This is a genomic window from Thauera butanivorans, from assembly GCF_048398245.1.
GTDB classification, from domain to species: domain Bacteria; phylum Pseudomonadota; class Gammaproteobacteria; order Burkholderiales; family Rhodocyclaceae; genus Thauera; species Thauera butanivorans.
In genome coordinates, this window is sequence record NZ_CP183038.1 from 2639439 (window position 1) to 2655123 (window position 15685).

18 protein-coding genes are annotated in these 15685 nt (G+C 65.1%); 8 read left to right on the forward strand and 10 right to left on the reverse strand.

What is annotated here, in order from left to right; translation table 11 throughout:
* Window positions 1-84 precede the first annotated feature (84 nt).
* Complete coding sequence (gene radA, locus ACNQFN_RS12840; protein ID WP_068637839.1) at window positions 85-1455, reverse strand: DNA repair protein RadA; 1371 nt, start codon at window positions 1453-1455, stop codon at window positions 85-87.
* On the reverse strand, window positions 1455-2375 hold the full coding sequence (locus ACNQFN_RS12845; protein WP_083953656.1) for a LysR family transcriptional regulator: 921 nt from the start codon (window positions 2373-2375) through the stop codon (window positions 1455-1457). The genes radA and ACNQFN_RS12845 overlap by 1 nt, the downstream gene beginning before the upstream one ends.
* 166 nt (window positions 2376-2541) lie before the next feature.
* Between ACNQFN_RS12845 and lplT the strand changes: the two genes are divergently transcribed.
* On the forward strand, window positions 2542-3792 hold the full coding sequence (gene lplT / locus ACNQFN_RS12850) for a lysophospholipid transporter LplT (RefSeq protein ID WP_068637841.1): 1251 nt from the start codon (window positions 2542-2544) through the stop codon (window positions 3790-3792).
* A 36-nt stretch (window positions 3793-3828) separates the two neighbouring features.
* Here lplT and ACNQFN_RS12855 read toward each other — a convergent pair whose 3' ends face one another.
* The 4 genes from ACNQFN_RS12855 to ACNQFN_RS12870 are packed head-to-tail and all read right to left on the reverse strand — an operon-like array spanning window position 3829 to window position 6217.
* The gene (locus tag ACNQFN_RS12855; protein ID WP_418646693.1) at window positions 3829-4731 is read right to left on the reverse strand and encodes a uracil-DNA glycosylase; all 903 of its coding nucleotides are present in this window, start codon (window positions 4729-4731) and stop codon (window positions 3829-3831) included.
* 16 nt (window positions 4732-4747) lie between these two features.
* Window positions 4748-5170 carry a ribosomal protein S18-alanine N-acetyltransferase gene (gene rimI, locus ACNQFN_RS12860; RefSeq protein WP_083953659.1) on the reverse strand — a complete coding sequence of 141 codons (423 nt, stop codon included), beginning with the start codon at window positions 5168-5170 and terminating at the stop codon, window positions 4748-4750.
* A 29-nt stretch (window positions 5171-5199) separates the two neighbouring features.
* Window positions 5200-5889: a tRNA (adenosine(37)-N6)-threonylcarbamoyltransferase complex dimerization subunit type 1 TsaB gene (gene tsaB, locus ACNQFN_RS12865; RefSeq protein WP_068637846.1), complete on the reverse strand. Its 690-nt coding sequence runs from the start codon at window positions 5887-5889 to the stop codon at window positions 5200-5202.
* A 34-nt stretch (window positions 5890-5923) separates the two neighbouring features.
* The gene (locus tag ACNQFN_RS12870; protein ID WP_068637848.1) at window positions 5924-6217 is read right to left on the reverse strand and encodes a hypothetical protein; all 294 of its coding nucleotides are present in this window, start codon (window positions 6215-6217) and stop codon (window positions 5924-5926) included.
* Window positions 6218-6493: 276 nt separating this feature from the next.
* Between ACNQFN_RS12870 and ompR the strand changes: the two genes are divergently transcribed.
* The 7 genes from ompR (at window position 6494) to ACNQFN_RS12905 (ending at window position 11239) form a co-directional block, all read left to right on the forward strand.
* Entirely contained in the window at window positions 6494-7252 is a 759-nt protein-coding gene (gene ompR, locus ACNQFN_RS12875; protein ID WP_068637850.1) for a two-component system response regulator OmpR, read from the forward strand.
* Between the two features lie 7 nt (window positions 7253-7259).
* Window positions 7260-8693 carry an ATP-binding protein gene (locus tag ACNQFN_RS12880; RefSeq protein WP_083953657.1) on the forward strand — a complete coding sequence of 478 codons (1434 nt, stop codon included), beginning with the start codon at window positions 7260-7262 and terminating at the stop codon, window positions 8691-8693.
* Complete coding sequence (locus ACNQFN_RS12885; RefSeq protein WP_418646694.1) at window positions 8683-9144, forward strand: group II truncated hemoglobin; 462 nt, start codon at window positions 8683-8685, stop codon at window positions 9142-9144. Before ACNQFN_RS12880 ends, ACNQFN_RS12885 begins: the two co-directional genes overlap by 11 nt.
* A 24-nt stretch (window positions 9145-9168) precedes the next feature.
* Window positions 9169-9777, forward strand: a complete 609-nt coding sequence (locus ACNQFN_RS12890) for a septation protein A (RefSeq protein WP_068637854.1) — start codon at window positions 9169-9171, stop codon at window positions 9775-9777.
* The gene (locus tag ACNQFN_RS12895) at window positions 9777-10076 is read left to right on the forward strand and encodes a YciI family protein (protein WP_418646695.1); all 300 of its coding nucleotides are present in this window, start codon (window positions 9777-9779) and stop codon (window positions 10074-10076) included. The genes ACNQFN_RS12890 and ACNQFN_RS12895 overlap by 1 nt, the downstream gene beginning before the upstream one ends.
* Before the next feature lie 79 nt (window positions 10077-10155).
* Window positions 10156-10446 carry a BolA family protein gene (locus ACNQFN_RS12900; RefSeq protein ID WP_068637858.1) on the forward strand — a complete coding sequence of 97 codons (291 nt, stop codon included), beginning with the start codon at window positions 10156-10158 and terminating at the stop codon, window positions 10444-10446.
* Between the two features lie 10 nt (window positions 10447-10456).
* Window positions 10457-11239: a peptidylprolyl isomerase gene (locus ACNQFN_RS12905; RefSeq protein ID WP_068637860.1), complete on the forward strand. Its 783-nt coding sequence runs from the start codon at window positions 10457-10459 to the stop codon at window positions 11237-11239.
* Window positions 11240-11366: 127 nt separating this feature from the next.
* Here the strand turns inward: ACNQFN_RS12905 and ACNQFN_RS12910 are convergent, their stop codons facing one another.
* Genes ACNQFN_RS12910 through ACNQFN_RS12925 form a run of 4 tightly spaced genes read right to left on the reverse strand, consistent with a single transcriptional unit; the run spans window position 11367 to window position 15568 of the window.
* Window positions 11367-13163 carry an acyl-CoA dehydrogenase gene (locus tag ACNQFN_RS12910; RefSeq protein WP_068637862.1) on the reverse strand — a complete coding sequence of 599 codons (1797 nt, stop codon included), beginning with the start codon at window positions 13161-13163 and terminating at the stop codon, window positions 11367-11369.
* A 30-nt stretch (window positions 13164-13193) separates the two neighbouring features.
* Window positions 13194-13859: an energy-coupling factor ABC transporter permease gene (locus tag ACNQFN_RS12915; protein ID WP_083953658.1), complete on the reverse strand. Its 666-nt coding sequence runs from the start codon at window positions 13857-13859 to the stop codon at window positions 13194-13196.
* 27 nt (window positions 13860-13886) lie between these two features.
* On the reverse strand, window positions 13887-14816 hold the full coding sequence (locus ACNQFN_RS12920; protein WP_418646696.1) for an electron transfer flavoprotein subunit alpha/FixB family protein: 930 nt from the start codon (window positions 14814-14816) through the stop codon (window positions 13887-13889).
* Window positions 14817-14818: 2 nt separating this feature from the next.
* Window positions 14819-15568, reverse strand: a complete 750-nt coding sequence (locus ACNQFN_RS12925) for an electron transfer flavoprotein subunit beta/FixA family protein (RefSeq protein ID WP_068638958.1) — start codon at window positions 15566-15568, stop codon at window positions 14819-14821.
* Between the last annotated feature and the right edge of the window lie 117 nt (window positions 15569-15685).

The window sequence follows — 15685 nt, forward strand, 5'->3', positions numbered from 1 at the left end:
CTTTTATTATTGCTTCAGCATGTAAACGGCGGTTTTCGAACCGGACTGCGAAAAAGGATTGCCGCAGGGACGCGACAGGCGTGCTCAAGCCTGCTCGCGCATCCGCTCGAGCGCCTCTTCAACACGATCGACGGCGATCACGTTCAGGCCTTCGATCGCCTGGCGCGGCGCATTGGCCCTGGGGATGATGGCGGTATCGAAGCCGAGCTTCGCCGCTTCCCTGAGCCGCTCCTGACCGCGGGGCGCCGGACGGATTTCGCCCGCGAGCCCCACTTCGCCGAAAACCGCCAGCCCTTGCCGCAGCGGGCGGTCGCGCAATGACGAGACGATGGCGAACAGGATGGCGAGATCGGCTGCCGGCTCGGTGATCTTGACGCCGCCGACGGCATTGACGAACACGTCCTGGTCGTAGCACACGACGCCCGCATGGCGATGCATGACGGCCAGCAGCATCGCCAGCCGGGTCGGCTCCAGGCCCACCGACAGGCGCCGGGGATTGGGGCTTTGCGCCGAATCGACCAGGGCCTGGATCTCGACCAGCAGCGGGCGCGTGCCCTCCTGGGTGATCAGCACGCAGCTTCCCGCCACCTGCTGGGCATGCTGCGACAGGAAGATTGCGGAAGGATTGGAGACGCCTCTCAGGCCCCGCTCGGTCATGGCGAACACACCGAGCTCATTGACCGCGCCGAAGCGGTTCTTGAAAGCCCGGATCAGCCGGAAGCTGGAATGGGTGTCGCCTTCGAAATACAGCACGGTATCGACGATGTGCTCGAGCACGCGCGGGCCGGCCAGCGTGCCGTCCTTGGTGACGTGGCCGACCAGGATCAGGCTGGTGCCGCTCTGCTTGGCGAAGCGCGTCAACTGCGCCGCGCACTCGCGCACCTGCGCCACCGACCCCGGTGCGGACTGCAGGGTTTCGGAATACACGGTCTGGATCGAATCTATGACGGCCACGCGTGGCCGGGCGTCGCGCAGCGTCTGCAGGATGCGCTCGAGATTGATCTCGGCCAGCATCTGCAGCTCGGATGGCGGCAGTTGCAGGCGGTGGGCGCGCAAGGCCACCTGCTCGCCCGACTCCTCGCCGCTGACATACACGACCTTGTGGGCTCCGGACAGATGCGACAGCGCCTGCAGCAGCAGGGTCGACTTGCCGATGCCCGGGTCGCCGCCGATCAGCACGACGCCGCCCGCGACCAGGCCGCCACCCAGCACGCGGTCGAACTCGTCGAGCCCGGTCGGCTGGCGCGGCTCCTCGCGCGGCTGCAGCGTCGACAAGGGCCTGAGACGGCTGGTTTCGCCCGCCAGCGCGGCGAACCGCCCGCCCGTTGCCGGAGCGGCGGTGATCGCGGTCTCCACCAGGGTATTCCAGGCCTGGCACTGCGGGCATTGCCCTTGCCAGCGGGCCACCTGCCCGCCGCATTCGCTGCAGACGAAAGCAGTCCTTGCTTTTGCCATCAGCCCTCGGCGTCCGTGTCGCCGGCCATCCGGACGAACTCCTCACAGACGTAGTCGGCAAATGCCGTGATCAGGCGCGAGCGGAACTTGTCGCGCGGCAGAATGACTTCGAGCGGGGTGTAGATGCGGGGCTCGAGGCGCACCGCGGCCAGCCGCCCTTCGGCAACGTCGCGCCGGATGGCACGATCCGATGCGATCGCGAAGCCCAGGCCGGCAGCCGCGAGCTGCTTGATCGTCGCCAGGCTGCCGAGTTCGGCGCAAAGGTTGATTTCGCTTCCGGCGATGCCTGCGGCCTCGAAGAATTCATCGGCGATCTGGCGGATGCCGTTGCCCGGATCACGGTCGATGAAGGGGTGGCCGATGAGATCCTTGGCCGTCAGCTTGTCGAATTTCGCCAGCGGATGGTCGGGGCTGCAGATGACCATGAGCTCATCGCGGGCGGCGCTGCGGCGCTCGACGCTACTCTGTTCGGTGACGATCTCGATCAAGCCGATGTCGAGGTCGCGCGCGGCGACGCTGTCCTCGGTCAGTTTGGAATTCCCGACCACCACACGAGGCAGTACCCGAGGGTATTTGCGCTTGAAACCCTCGAGCACGACCGGCAGCCAGTAGGCCGCGATCGTCGTGCTGGTGCCGATCTTGATCTGCCCCGCCAGTTCATCGGTCAACTCGGATACGCGCGAATCGAGCTCAGCCGACAGCCCGAGGATACGCTCGGCGTAGGCCAGCACGAGTTCACCAGCGGGCGTCAGCGTGATCTTGCCGTGGCCGCGGTCGAGCAAGCGCGTGTCGAAGTGCTCTTCGAGCTGCTTGATCTGGAAAGTGACGGCCGGCTGAGTCATGTAGAGATGCTCGGCGGCACGGGTGAAGGAGCCGTGCTTGGCCACGGCATGGAATACCTGAAGTCTGCGGTCTGCCATGGTGTAGATAAGTATGATTTATTAAGTGGATTAGATCACAAACCGCTCCACATTGGACAGATGTCCGGAGCACTCGGTGAGGGTAGATCGCCTCCTGCGGCCCAGGCAAGCGCCCATCCGTGTTATAAACCGCGCTTCCCGACCACAGCTGCCCGGTACATTCACGATGCCGCTTGGCTTCTACATCATCATGGCAGCGCAGTTCTTCTCTGCGCTCGCGGACAATGCCCTGCTCATCGTCGCGATTGCCCTGCTGCGGGACATGGCTGCACCTTCTGAGTACGAGCCCCTCCTGAAGCTGTTCTTCACGGTCTCCTACGTCGCGCTCGCGGCCTTCGTCGGCGCCTTTGCCGACTCCATGCCCAAGTGGCGGGTGATGCTGATCAGCAACACGATCAAGATCGGCGGCTGTCTGATGCTGTTCCTCGGCGCCCATCCCCTGTTCGCCTACGCGGTGATCGGGCTTGGTGCGGCGGCCTACTCCCCTGCCAAATACGGCATCCTGACCGAATACCTGCCTCATCGCCTGCTGGTCGTGGCCAATGGCTGGATCGAAGGCCTGACCGTCGGTGCGATCATCATCGGCACCGTGATGGGCGGCTTCATGATCCTCGACGGCGTCGCCGACGGCTTGATGGCCCTCAGCCTGCCTTTCGTCGATACGCCTTTCGAGGCGGCAGTGCTCGTCATCGGCTCGCTTTACCTGGTTGCAGCCATCTTCAATCTCTACATCCCCGATACCGGCGTCGACCACAAGCCGCTCAAGAGCAACCCGCTTTACCTGCTGCACGACTTCAACCACTGTCTGCGGCTGCTGTGGCGCGACAAGCTCGGGCAGATCTCGCTGGCCGTCACCACCTTGTTCTGGGGCGCGGGCGCGACGCTGCAGTTCATCGTGATCAAGTGGGCCGAGCACAATCTCGGCATGAGCCTGTCCCAGGCATCGATGATGCAGGGCGTCGTCGCGCTGGGCGTCGCGGCAGGCTCCATCGTCGCCGCGCGCTATGTGACGCTGCGCAAATCCGTCCGAGTGATTCCGCTGGGCATCGCCATGGGGGTCGGTGTGATTTCGATGATCTTCGTCACCAGCACCAGTGCGGCGATGCTGCTGATGGTCGCGGTCGGTGCGCTGGCCGGCTTCTTCGTCGTGCCGATGAATGCGCTGCTGCAGCATCGCGGACACATCCTGATGGGCGCAGGCCATTCGATCGCGGTGCAGAACTTCAACGAGAACCTGTCCATTCTGGTCATGACCGGCACCTACGCCCTGCTGATCATGCTGGGGCTGTCGATCAATACCGTGATCGTGCTGTTCGGGCTGTTCGTCGCCGGCACGATGCTGCTGGTCAAGCTTCGCCACGAAGCCAATCAGCGCGAATTCGACAGTGCCGCCCTGCTCGAAGACCGTAGCCATTGAACGGCACGGCGGTACGGCCGCAGGCCTGCCGCCCGCTCAGCTTCCCTGCTGCATCACTTTGCGGGCAAAGCACAGATCGGCCCAGGCCTTGCCCTTGTCCTGCGGATTGCGCAGCAGATAGGCGGGGTGGTAGCTGACCACCACCGGAATGCCCTTGTAGTCGAAAATGCGGCCTCGCGCCCTGGAAATGCTGATTTCGGTATTCAGCAGCGCCTGGGCGGCGGGGCGGCCCAGCGCGAGCAGCAGACGAGGCTTGACCAGTTCGATCTGGCGCTCGAGATAAGGCAGGCAGGAGCCGATTTCCGCCGCTTCGGGCGTACGATTGTGCGGCGGACGGCACTTGACCGCATTGGCGATGTACACATTGGCACCGCGTTGCAGCGCGAGCGCGGCAAGCATGTTGTCCAACAGGCGGCCCGCCTGGCCGACGAAAGGTTCGCCGCGCTGATCTTCCTCACGCCCTGGCCCCTCGCCCACCAGCATCCAGTCGGCCTCGCGGTCGCCCACGCCGGGCACGGCCTGCTTGCGCTGCTCGCACAAGACACATGCCCGGCAACTGCGTATTTCGGCTTCCAGCGCGTCCCATTCAAGCGTGGCGATGCGCTTCGGGCGTTCGGGGTCGGGCATGTTGGCGGCAGGCCGGCTCGCATGCGCGGATTCGGTGTGCGCGGCGAAGCCGGACTGCGCCAACCCCGTTCGGGGGCCGTGCTCCCGGCTCCACGCCGCATCGCCTCCTGCCCGAGCTTGCGGCCGATGCGAAGGCATGGGGGCAGATGACAGTTCGGCTGCTGCATCCGCCGCAGGCGCGGCCGGCGACGACATCTCCGCCACCGCCGTGCTCCCATCGTCGGTTTCCCTGGCTGCCGACCGCAACCGCCAGACCGGACCCAGACCCATCTCGCGGATGATCGCATCACGCCGGGAGCTTGGCCTGCGCATGGGTGTCGCCATTCGTTCAGAGCCTCCGCCGCATCACGATCGCATCCTCGCGGCCGTCTTCTGCGGAATAGTAGCCTTTGCGCAGGCCGATCTGCTCATAGCCCAGTGCCCGATACAGCGACAGGGCGGGGGTATTGGACGGACGCACTTCCAGAAAGAACTGCGTCGCCCCCTTGCTGCGCGCATCGCCATGCAGCCATTCGAGAAAGAAGCGCCCGAGCCCACGTCGCTGGGCGCTGCGGATGACGCTGATGTTGAGCAGATGGGCTTCGTCGAGAACGGCGAGCACGATGGCGTAGGCAAGCATGCAGCCCTCCTCCTTCAGGACCCAGGCTCCATGTCCCGCCGCCAGCGAATCGAGAAAATTGCCGCGGCTCCAGGGAAACGCATGCAGTGAAGCCTCATGAACCTCGATCCAATCCAGATGCCCGGCCTGCATCGGCACGAATTCGCAACGTCCCGTCATGCTCAAGCTCTGCCGCCGCGCGCCAAGCGTTCGGCCGTGGTCAAGGCCACCTTGTCGCGGATGTAGAGCGGTGCGGCGGTTTCGGGCGATACCAGGTCGCCACGCGCCGCCGATCCTGCTGCCAGCCTTGCCACTTCGTCCGCCCGGGCAGTCAAGCCATCCAGGCAGACCGGGAGCCGGTCACTGAAACGCGTGTACAGGGCATCCGGCCAGACCCGGAAGGCGGAACCCGCTGCTGTCCAGCATCCAGGGGGCAGTTCGACGTCCTCGGGCGCCAGGCAACGAATGGGGGATAGTGCCTGCACCACGTCCTTGCCGGCCTCGAAAGCAGCACAGTAGACCTCTCCCATGCGCGCATCCGTTGCCACAAACACCCTCTCCGCCCCCGCCTGCAAAGCAATGGCATCGAGGCTGCCGATGACGGCAATCCCCAGATCGGCGCCCAGGGCAAGCCCCTGAGCCACGCCGCAGGCCAGCCGCAGCCCGGTGAAAGCGCCCGGCCCGGCACCGAAGGCCACGGCATCGAGCGCGGAGACGGAAAGCCCGGCGTCGGCCAGCAACTCGCGCACTTGATGCAGTACCGATGCCGAATGCCGTGATGCGCCTTCGATTCGGCGGGCGACGATGGCACCATCGACGAGAAGCGCAACGCTGGCCAGTTCGGATGAAGCTTCGAGTGCGAGGATTTTCATGGTGCCGGTATTCTACCGGCTCGGACCATGGGATTCAGTGCGACTTCTTCTTTCTGGAAGGGCCGGGATGTTCCGGATAGGCGCCACGCATGGCATCGCGCAGATCGCGGTGGAGAGCGTTGCGCTCTTCCACGTTCAGGCGACGGGGTTCGGAGGCTTTGCCGCCAACTTCGTGGGAGCTGGTCAGCAGGTGATTGCGCAAGCCCTCGTGGCGCAGCCCCTCGCGTATCGGCACCGGACCGCTCGGCAACCCGGAATCTTCACCGCGCGTGCGCGCATCGGCAACGCCGGCGGCAGTGAGCAAGCAGACCGACAGCACACAGGCCATCACGCATCGGCCATGATGCGGCAAGGCGGAAGACCGGTATAACGGACCAGGAGAGGCGAAAGTCGGTGTCATCGGATGGGAGGCACTGCGCATCGATCATGGACTCGAACATACGGTAAATCCACGTTTTGCGACAGTCCTGCGCATCGGTACCGATGATGCTTTGTAAAACGGTGTTGCCTGTTTGCCACGCTCTTACGAAGCGTTACCGGCCCGCCGGCACCGGCCTTTCTCCAGCACTGGCAAGCTCTCGCTTTGAAGGATAGGATTGGCTCCATGAACCTGAAAACCCGCTATCGCGTACTGTTGGTGGACGACGACGCTCGTCTGCGTGAACTGCTGTCCCGCTATCTTCAGGAGCAAGGTTTCGCGGTCAAGGCCGTGAGCGACGCCCCGATGATGGATCGTGCATTGCATCGCGAGCACTTCGACCTGATGGTGCTCGACCTGATGCTGCCCGGCGAGGACGGACTGGCTATCTGCCGCCGGCTTCGTGCGGCAGAAAACAATCTGCCGATCATCATGCTCACCGCCAAGGGTGACGACGTGGATCGCATCGTCGGTCTGGAGATGGGGGCCGACGACTACATCGCCAAGCCGTTCAATCCGCGCGAACTCGTCGCCCGCATCCAGGCCGTGATGCGGCGGCAGCCGCACACCCTGCCCGGCGCGCCGACCGCCGAAGACGAGATCGTCGCTTTCGGCAACGTCAGCGTCAATCTGGGCACTCGTCTGCTAGAGCGCAACGGCGAGGAGATCCAGCTGACCACCGGCGAATTCTCACTGCTCAAGGTGCTGCTGCAGCATCCGCGCCAGCCCTTGTCGCGGGACAAGCTGATGGAACTGGCCAGAGGGCGCGAATACGGCGTCTTCGACCGGGCGATCGACGTGCAGATCTCCCGCCTGCGCAAGCTCGTCGAGGAAGACCCGGCCAAGCCCCGCTTCATCCAGACGGTATGGGGTTTCGGCTACGTGTTCGTGCCGGAGGATGTCAAGAACGAATCGGGTGAAGGCAAGGCAGCCGCCAGCGAGTAAGCGCGGCATGTCCGCCAAGCTGCACCCCGGTCGTCGGCCGCGCCCGGTGACGCGCCTGCTGCAGGCCTGTCTGCCCGGCACCCTGCTCTGGCAGACTTTCCTGCTCGTCGCCTTGCTGCTGATCCTGGCACTCGGTGCCTGGTCCCAGATCTTCAGCTATTTCCAGGAGCCTGCCCGGTCGCGCGACGTGGCGCAGATGGTGGTCTCGGTCGTAAACCTGACCCGCACCGCACTGATCAATGCCGATGCAGGACGCAGGACCGATCTGCTGATCGAGCTTGCCGCGCTCGAAGGCATCCGCATCTACCCGGCGGAAGCATCCGACGAGGTGGAGCCCCTGGCCGATACGCGGCCGAACCGGCTGCTCATCAACGACGTGCGCCGGCAACTGGGAAACCACACGCGCTTCGCCTCACGCTGGAAGACGCTCGATGGCTTCTGGGTGAGCTTCCGGCTCGACCCGGATGATCAGCACAACGAATACTGGGTCATGCTGCCTGGCGAGCGGATCGAAAGCCCCGACACCCTCGACTGGCTCGTCTGGGGGCTCGGTGCGCTCTTTGCCGCGATGCTCGGCGCTTACCTGATCGCTTCGTGGATGGGCAGGCCGCTGCGCCAGGTGGCACGCGCAGCCCGGCTGGTCGGCAGCGGCCAGACGCCGCCGCCGCTGGATGAGTCCGGTCCGCATGAAATTGCCGTGGTCGCCCATGCCTTCAATCAGATGACGGGCGATCTCGCCCGCACCGATGCGGATCGCGCGCTGATTCTGGCAGGCGTGTCCCATGACCTGCGCACGCCGCTGGCGCGCCTGCGTCTGGGTGTCGAGATGTCGGGAGCGCCGGACAGCGAAGTCACGGCGATGGTGTCGGACATCGAGGAGATGGACCGGATCATCGGCCAGTTTCTCGACTTTGGCCGCGGCGTGCCGCAGGAGCCCGCGCAAGCAGTCGATGTCGTGCAACTGGTGCGCGAAATTGCCGAGCCTTACCGCTTGAGGGGGATCGATCTCCAGCTCGACACACCGGAAAGTCTGACATGCAGTGCCCGCGCCCTGTCCCTGCGCCGGGCGCTCGCCAACCTGATCGACAATGCCCTGCGCTATGCAGGAGAAGACATGCGGCTCGACATCGTGGTCGGGCCGCACGATGGTTTTACCTGCATCGAAGTGGCCGATCGGGGCCCGGGGATTCCCGAAGACGAAGTCGAGCGCATGCGTCACCCCTTCACCCGGCTCGAAAAGGCCCGGAGCAACACCAAGGGTGCCGGCCTGGGCCTGGCGATCGTCGAACGGGTGATGCGTTCCCACGGCGGCCGGCTGGATCTGCTGCCCCGCGAAGGCGGCGGTCTCAGAGCGATCCTGTGCCTGCCGGCAGATGGAAACCCGGGCGCGCGCGCTAGAATGCACGGCTCACAGGAGGACAGTCCTTCCCATGCCCACTGATAACGCCCTGCCGCCGAACGCCACGCCATACGAGCGCCTGGGTGGCGAAGCCGCCGTCCGCAAGCTGGTCAGGCGCTTCTATGGACTCATGGACACGCTGCCCGAAGCCTGGGCTGTGCGCCGGATGCATGCCGAGGATCTTTCCGGCTCGGAAGAAAAGCTTTTCCTGTTCCTGTCCGGCTGGCTCGGCGGGCCGAATCTCTACGTCGAGCGCTACGGCCATCCTTTCCTGCGGGCCCGGCATCTGCCGTTCTCGATCGGCATCCGGGAGCGCGATGAATGGATGCTCTGCATGCGCCAGGCGCTCGAGGAGCAGGTCGCCGACGGCGCATTGCGCGCCAGCCTGCTCAGCGCCTTCTCCTCGCTCGCGAACCACATGCGCAACAGGGCCGAAAGCGGAGCCGCAAGTGCCGCCGTGACGCTCGACACGCTTGGCAACGGGCAGGCTTGAACACTATCGCTATAATTCGACCGCATGAAATTCCTCTTCGACCTCCTTCCGGTCATCCTCTTCTTCGCCGCCTACAAGCTTGCCGGCGCCCAGCCCGAAGCTTCCCATGCGTTTGCGGCCCAATGGCTGGGAGACGGCATCGACGTCGCGCAGGCACCGATCCTGATCGCCACCGCGGTCGCGATCGTCGCCACCTTCGCGCAGATCGCCATCGTCTGGGGCAAGCATCGCAAGGTCGACACCATGCTCTGGGTCAGTCTGGCGATCATCGTCGTGTTCGGCGGCGCAACCCTGTTCTTCCACAACCCCACTTTCATCAAATGGAAGCCGACCGCGCTCTACTGGCTGTTCGGCGCCGTGCTGATCGGTTCGGCCACGCTGTTCAGGCGCAACCTGATCCGCAAGATGCTGGAGGCGCAGATACAGTTGCCCGACGAGGTCTGGACACGCCTGAACCTGGCCTGGGCGGGCTTCTTCGTCGGCATGGGCCTGCTCAATCTCTACGTCGCCTACAGCTTCAGCGAGGAAGCCTGGGTCAACTTCAAGCTGTTCGGTGGAATGGGCCTGATGCTTGCCTTCGTGCTCGGCCAGGGTTTCTATCTTTCGCGCCATATCGAAGAGGAAAAAAACTGATGTTCTACGCCCTGATCGGAGAAGACGCGCCCGGCACGCTGGAGCGGCGCATGGCGGTACGTCCCGAACACCTGGCCCGCCTTCAGGCACTGAAGGACGAGGGCCGCCTGCTGCTCGCCGGCCCCATGCCTGCGATCGATTCGCCCGACCCGGGGCCGGCGGGCTTTGCCGGCAGTCTCGTCGTCGCCGAATTCGATTCGCTGGCCAGCGCGGAAAAATGGCTGGCCGAGGACGCCTACGTGCGTGAAGGCGTCTTTGCGAGAACCAGCGTGCGCCCCTTCCGCAAGGTTCTGCCATGAGCGCCGTCGCCCGGCCGCCCGAAGGCGGCGCTCTCCTCCCGCGGGGAGGTGGTCGCGCCAGCGACCGGAGGGTAGTCCAATGAGTACCGACGTGGCGGAGCGGATCCGGCTGCGCTTGAACGAAGCCTTTGCGCCCGACGAGATCGAGATCCGTGACGACAGCGCCCTGCATGCCGGGCATGCAGGCGCACGCAGCGGCGGCGGCCACTATGGCTTGCGCATCGTTGCCAGCGCCTTCGCCGGGCACGGCACGGTCGCTCGCCATCGCATGATTTACGAAGCCCTGGGCGACATGATGAAAAAGGACATTCACGCGCTCGCCATCAAGGCAATGACGGCCGACGAGGCCACCCAAGCAACCCACCCCTGAAGGAACACCGATGAAACGCTTCCCGAGCCGCCTCGCCATCGCCATGCTGGCTGGTTTTCTCGCTTTCCCCGCCGCTGCGGCCACCCCGGTCGCCAAGGTCAACGGCGTCGCCATCCCGGCCGAGCGCGCAGAAGCGATGCTTGCCGAACAACGCGCCCAGGGTGCACAGGACAGCTCCCAGTTGCAGGACGCGGTGCGCGAAGAACTGGTCCGCCGTGAAATCCTGAGCCAGGAGGCAACCAGCAAAGGGCTCGCCAAGAAGTCCGAAGTGCAGACCCAGATGGAACTGGCCAAGCAGGCCATCCTGATCCGCGCCTACCTGCAGGACTTCGTCCAGAAGAACCCGGTCACCGACGCTGAAGTCCAGCAGGAATACGATGCAATCAAGGGCCGCATGGGCGACAAGGAATACAAGCCCCGCCACGTGCTGGTCGAGACCGAAAACGAAGCCAAGGCGATCATCGCCAAGCTGCAGTCGGGCACGCCCTTCGAGGAAGTGGCGAAGGAGTCGCGCGATCCCGGCTCCAGGGACCGCGGCGGCGATCTGGGCTGGAGCAACCCGGCGATGTTCGTCCAGCCCTTCTCCGAAGCCATGGTCAAGCTCGAGAAAGGCAAGTTCACCCCCACGCCGGTGAAGAGCGATTTCGGCTACCACGTCATCCAGCTCGACGACGTGCGCACGACGCAGGCGCCCCCGCTCGACGAGGTCAAGCCGCAGTTGCAGCAGCGCCTGCAGCAGCAGAAGATCGAGAAGCACGTGCTCGACCTGCGCGCCAAGGCCAAGGTGGAATAATTCTCCTTCTTCGCACGGCGGGCTCCGGCCCGCCCTCGAAAAAAAGAGAGGCTGGATCACGACGATCCAGCCTCTCTTTTTTGGACTGTTGCTGCGGCCTTTCCTCGAGGGAAAGGCCGCATGCAGGTCAGAACTGCTCTTCCGTCAGTTCGAGTGCCCCGGTGGCGCCATTGACGATGGTGTAGGCCAGGCCGGGCGCCTGTGCCAGCACGTGATCGGCGTAGAAGCGCGCGGTGACGATCTTGGCCTGGTAGAAGTCGGGTTCGCCCTCGCCTGCTTCGAGCCTGCGCTTGGCGATCAGCGCCGCACGGCCCATCTGCCAGCCACCGGCGACGATGCCCAGCAGCTTCAGGAAGGGAACCGAGCCCACCGATGCCGCCTTCACGTCCTTGCCGTAAGTGGCCAGGATATAGGCGACCGCTTCTTCCACCGCGGCGATGCCGGCACCGAGCGACCTGGCAATGGCGGCGAAGGCCTCACCGTCCGCGGCAGACAGTTCGGCTTGGACTCCTCGCATCGCCTCGATCAGGGCGGCGATGGTGGCGCCGTTCTCGCGCGCGATCTTGCGGCCGATCAGGTCATTGGCCTGAATCGCGGTGGTGCCCTCGTAGATCGTCGTGATGCGGGCATCGCGCAGGTGCTGGGCGGCACCGGTTTCCTCGATGAAGCCCATGCCGCCATGAACCTGCACGCCGTCCGAAGCGACGTCGATCGAGTTCTCGGTGCTCCAGCCCTTGACGACCGGGATCATCAGATCGACAAAAGCCTGATTCTGCGCCCGGACCGCTTCGTCCGGATGGTGGTGGGCCTTGTCGGTGGCAGCGGCGACCACATAGGCCAGCGCACGCATCGCCTCGGTCTTGCTCTTCATGTTCATCAGCAGGCGGCGGACGTCCGCATGGTGAATGATGCTGACCTTCGGGCCGCCACGGACGCCCGCCTCGGTTCCCTGGATGCGATCCTTGGCGTACTGCAGGGCGTGCTGATAGGCGCGCTCGGACAGTGCCAGGCCTTCCATGCCGACCGCGAAACGGGCCTCGTTCATCATGATGAACATGTACTCCAGGCCGCGATTCGGCTCGCCCACCAGGGTACCGATCGCCCCGCCCTTGTCGCCGAAGGCGAGCACTGCGGTCGGGCTGGCATGGATGCCGAGCTTGTGTTCGATCGACACGCAATGCACGTCGTTGCGCGCACCGAGGCTGCCATCGGCATTGACCAGGAACTTGGGCACGACGAACAGCGAAATGCCCTTCACCCCTTCGGGCGCGTCCGGCAGGCGGGCGAGCACCAGATGGACGATGTTGTCGGTCATGTCGTGCTCGCCGTAGGTGATGAAGATCTTCTGGCCGAAGATCTTGTAGGTGCCATCACCCTGCGGTTCGGCCTTGGTGCGAACCGCAGCCAGATCCGAACCGGCCTGGGGTTCGGTCAGGTTCATGGTGCCGGTCCATTCGCCGGAAACCATCTTCGGCAGGTACATGTCCTTCTGCTCGTCCGTGCCGCGCAGCATCAGTGCCTCGATGGCGCCGGTGGTCAACATCGGGCACAGCGAGAAAGCCATGTTGGCCGATTTCCACATTTCCATGACGGCGGTGGACAGCAGCTTGGGCAGCCCCTGGCCGCCGTACCGGGGGTCGCAGGCGACCGCTGTCCAGCCGGATTCACAGAACTGGCCGTAGGCATGTTTCCAGCCCGGCGCGGTGAGCACTTCGCCGTCCTTCCACTTGGCGCCTTCCTGATCACCGACCCGGTTCAGCGGCGCGAGCACGCCGCTGGCGAACTTGTCGGCTTCTTCGAGGATGGCATCGACCAGGTCGATCGAGACTTCTTCATTGCCGGGCAGCTGCGCGACTTCGTCGAGACCGGCAAGCTCGCGCATCGCGAACTGCATGTCGCGAATCGGGGCGTTGTAAATGCTCATGGATTCGATATCTCCCTCAGATTGTTGGAATCACTTGTTGATCAGGTAGCGATTGTCATCGAAGCCGGCTACCCAGTCCGGCCGGTAGACCACCAGCAGCGTCACGACCGCGCCGCTGATCCAGGCCTCGGCAAAACCGAGGAGTAGAAAATAAGGCAGGTATTCCGTCAGCAGGTAGTCGGCAGGGTATGCGCCTGCCGCGACCAGCGCCGCCGATGCGGTCAAGCCCTGGAACATGACGGTCAGTGCAGCCCCGGCGAAGCCGGTGACGAAGATGAAGATGAAGAAATGGGCTGGAAGCCAGCGTTCTATGGCGCGCTGGATCAGGTGCGCCACGGCCACCGGAATCGCCGCCATCAGGATGAAATTGATCGGCCATGCGCTCCACTCCACCGCCCCGTTCAAGGTGATTCCCGTCAGCGCTCCGGCCAGCGCCAGCAAGCCCAGCCAGGGGCCGAGAACCAGGGTTGCCGCCATCGCACCGAGCATGTGCAGGCTCAGGCCGGGCTTCACGCCCGCGCGCATGCTCCACAGCAGCATCAGTCCGACGATGAAACCCAGCAGCAGATTGAGCTGCGAGCCGTTCTGCAGGCGTCGCCATGGCGCACGCACCAGCAACTTCGACAGGATGAACACGGACAGCACCAGCATGCCCCAGTGCCAGGTCGCCGGAAACAGCGAACTTGCGAGGTTCATGCCGACGCCGTCCGCTGCCGACCGGACTCAGAGCGCCGCGGTCAGTTCCGGCACGACCTCGAACAGATCGCCCACCAGGCCGTAATCGGCCACCTGGAAGATCGGCGCCTCCGGGTCCTTGTTGATCGCCACGATCACCTTCGAGTCCTTCATCCCCGCCAGGTGCTGGATCGCCCCCGAGATGCCCACCGCGATGTACAGCTGCGGCGCAACGATCTTGCCCGTCTGGCCCACCTGGTAATCGTTGGGCACGAAGCCCGCATCGACCGCCGCACGGCTCGCGCCCAGTGCCGCGCCCAGCTTGTCCGCCAGCGGCTCAAGCAGCGTGTGGTAGTTCTCCCCGCTGCCCACGCCCCGGCCACCCGAGACGATGACCTTGGCCGCGCCCAGTTCAGGGCGCTCGCTCTTGGTCAGCTCGCGGCCGGCCAGCGCCGCCACGCCCAGGTCGGCACCCGCGGCCAGCGCTTCGATCGGCGCGGCGCCGCCTTCTGCGGCCGCATCGAAGGCGGTGGTGCGCACCGTGATGACCTTGATCGCATCGGCGCTCTTGACCGTGGCCAGCGCGTTGCCGGCGTAGATCGGGCGCACGAAGGTGTCGGCGCTTTCGATGGCGACGATGTCGCTGATCTGCGCCACGTCCAGCAGCGCCGCCACCCGCGGCAGCATGTTCTTGCCGTTCGGCGTCGCCGGCGCCAGCACGTGACTGTAGTTCGGGGCGAGGCCCTTGACCAGCTCGGCCACGTTCTCGGCCGTCTGCGCTTCGTAGTGCGGCGCGTCGCTCACCAGCACCTTGGCCACGCCGGCGATCTTCGCCGCCGCCTCGGCCGCCGCGCCGCAGCCGGCACCGGCCACCAGCACGTGGATGTCGCCGCCCAGCTTGGTTGCCGCCGTCACCGTGTTGAGCGTGGCGGCCTTGAGCGATTGGTTGTCGTGTTCGGCAATGACGAGAATGCTCATGTTCAGATCACCTTGGCAACGTTCTTGAGTTTGTCGACCAGCTGGGCGACGTCGGCCACCCGCTCGCCCGCGCTGCGCTTGGGCGGCTCGGCCACTTTCAGCGTCTGCAGCCGCGGCGCCACATCCACGCCCAGCTCTGCGGGCTTGACCGTGTCGAGCGGCTTCTTCTTCGCCTTCATGATGTTGGGCAGCGTCGCGTAGCGCGGCTCGTTCAGCCGCAGGTCGGTGGTGACCACCGCCGGCAGCACGATCGACAGCGTCTCCAGACCGCCGTCGATCTCGCGCGTGACCTGCGCCTTGCCATCGGCGATCACCAGCTTCGAGGCGAACGTCGCCTGCGCCCAGCCCGCCAGCGCCGCCAGCATCTGCCCGGTCTGGTTGGCGTCGTCGTCGATCGCCTGCTTGCCGCCGATCACCAGCGCCGGCTGCTCACGGTCGGCCACCGCCTTCAGCAGCTTGGCCACCGCCAGCGGCTGCAGCTCGGCATCGGTCTCGACCAGGATCGCGCGGTCCGCGCCGATCGCCAGCGCCGCGCGCAGCGTCTCCTGGCACGCCCCCACCCCGCAGCTCACCGCCACCACCTCGGTGGCCACGCCCGCTTCCTTCAGGCGCACCGCCTCTTCCACCGCGATCTCGTCGAACGGGTTCATGCTCATCTTGACGTTCGCAATATCCACGCCGCTGCCGTCAGCCTTGACGCGAACCTTCACGTTGTAGTCGACAACGCGTTTCACGGGTACGAGAATCTTCACTCTGCCGCGCTCCTTTCATTGGTCAGAATATTTTCCGGCGATTGCAACCGGGGTGGATGATTATGTCACTGCTCCGCGGACATGACACGCGTGCCGGACTGGAAGCCAGCTTCGCAG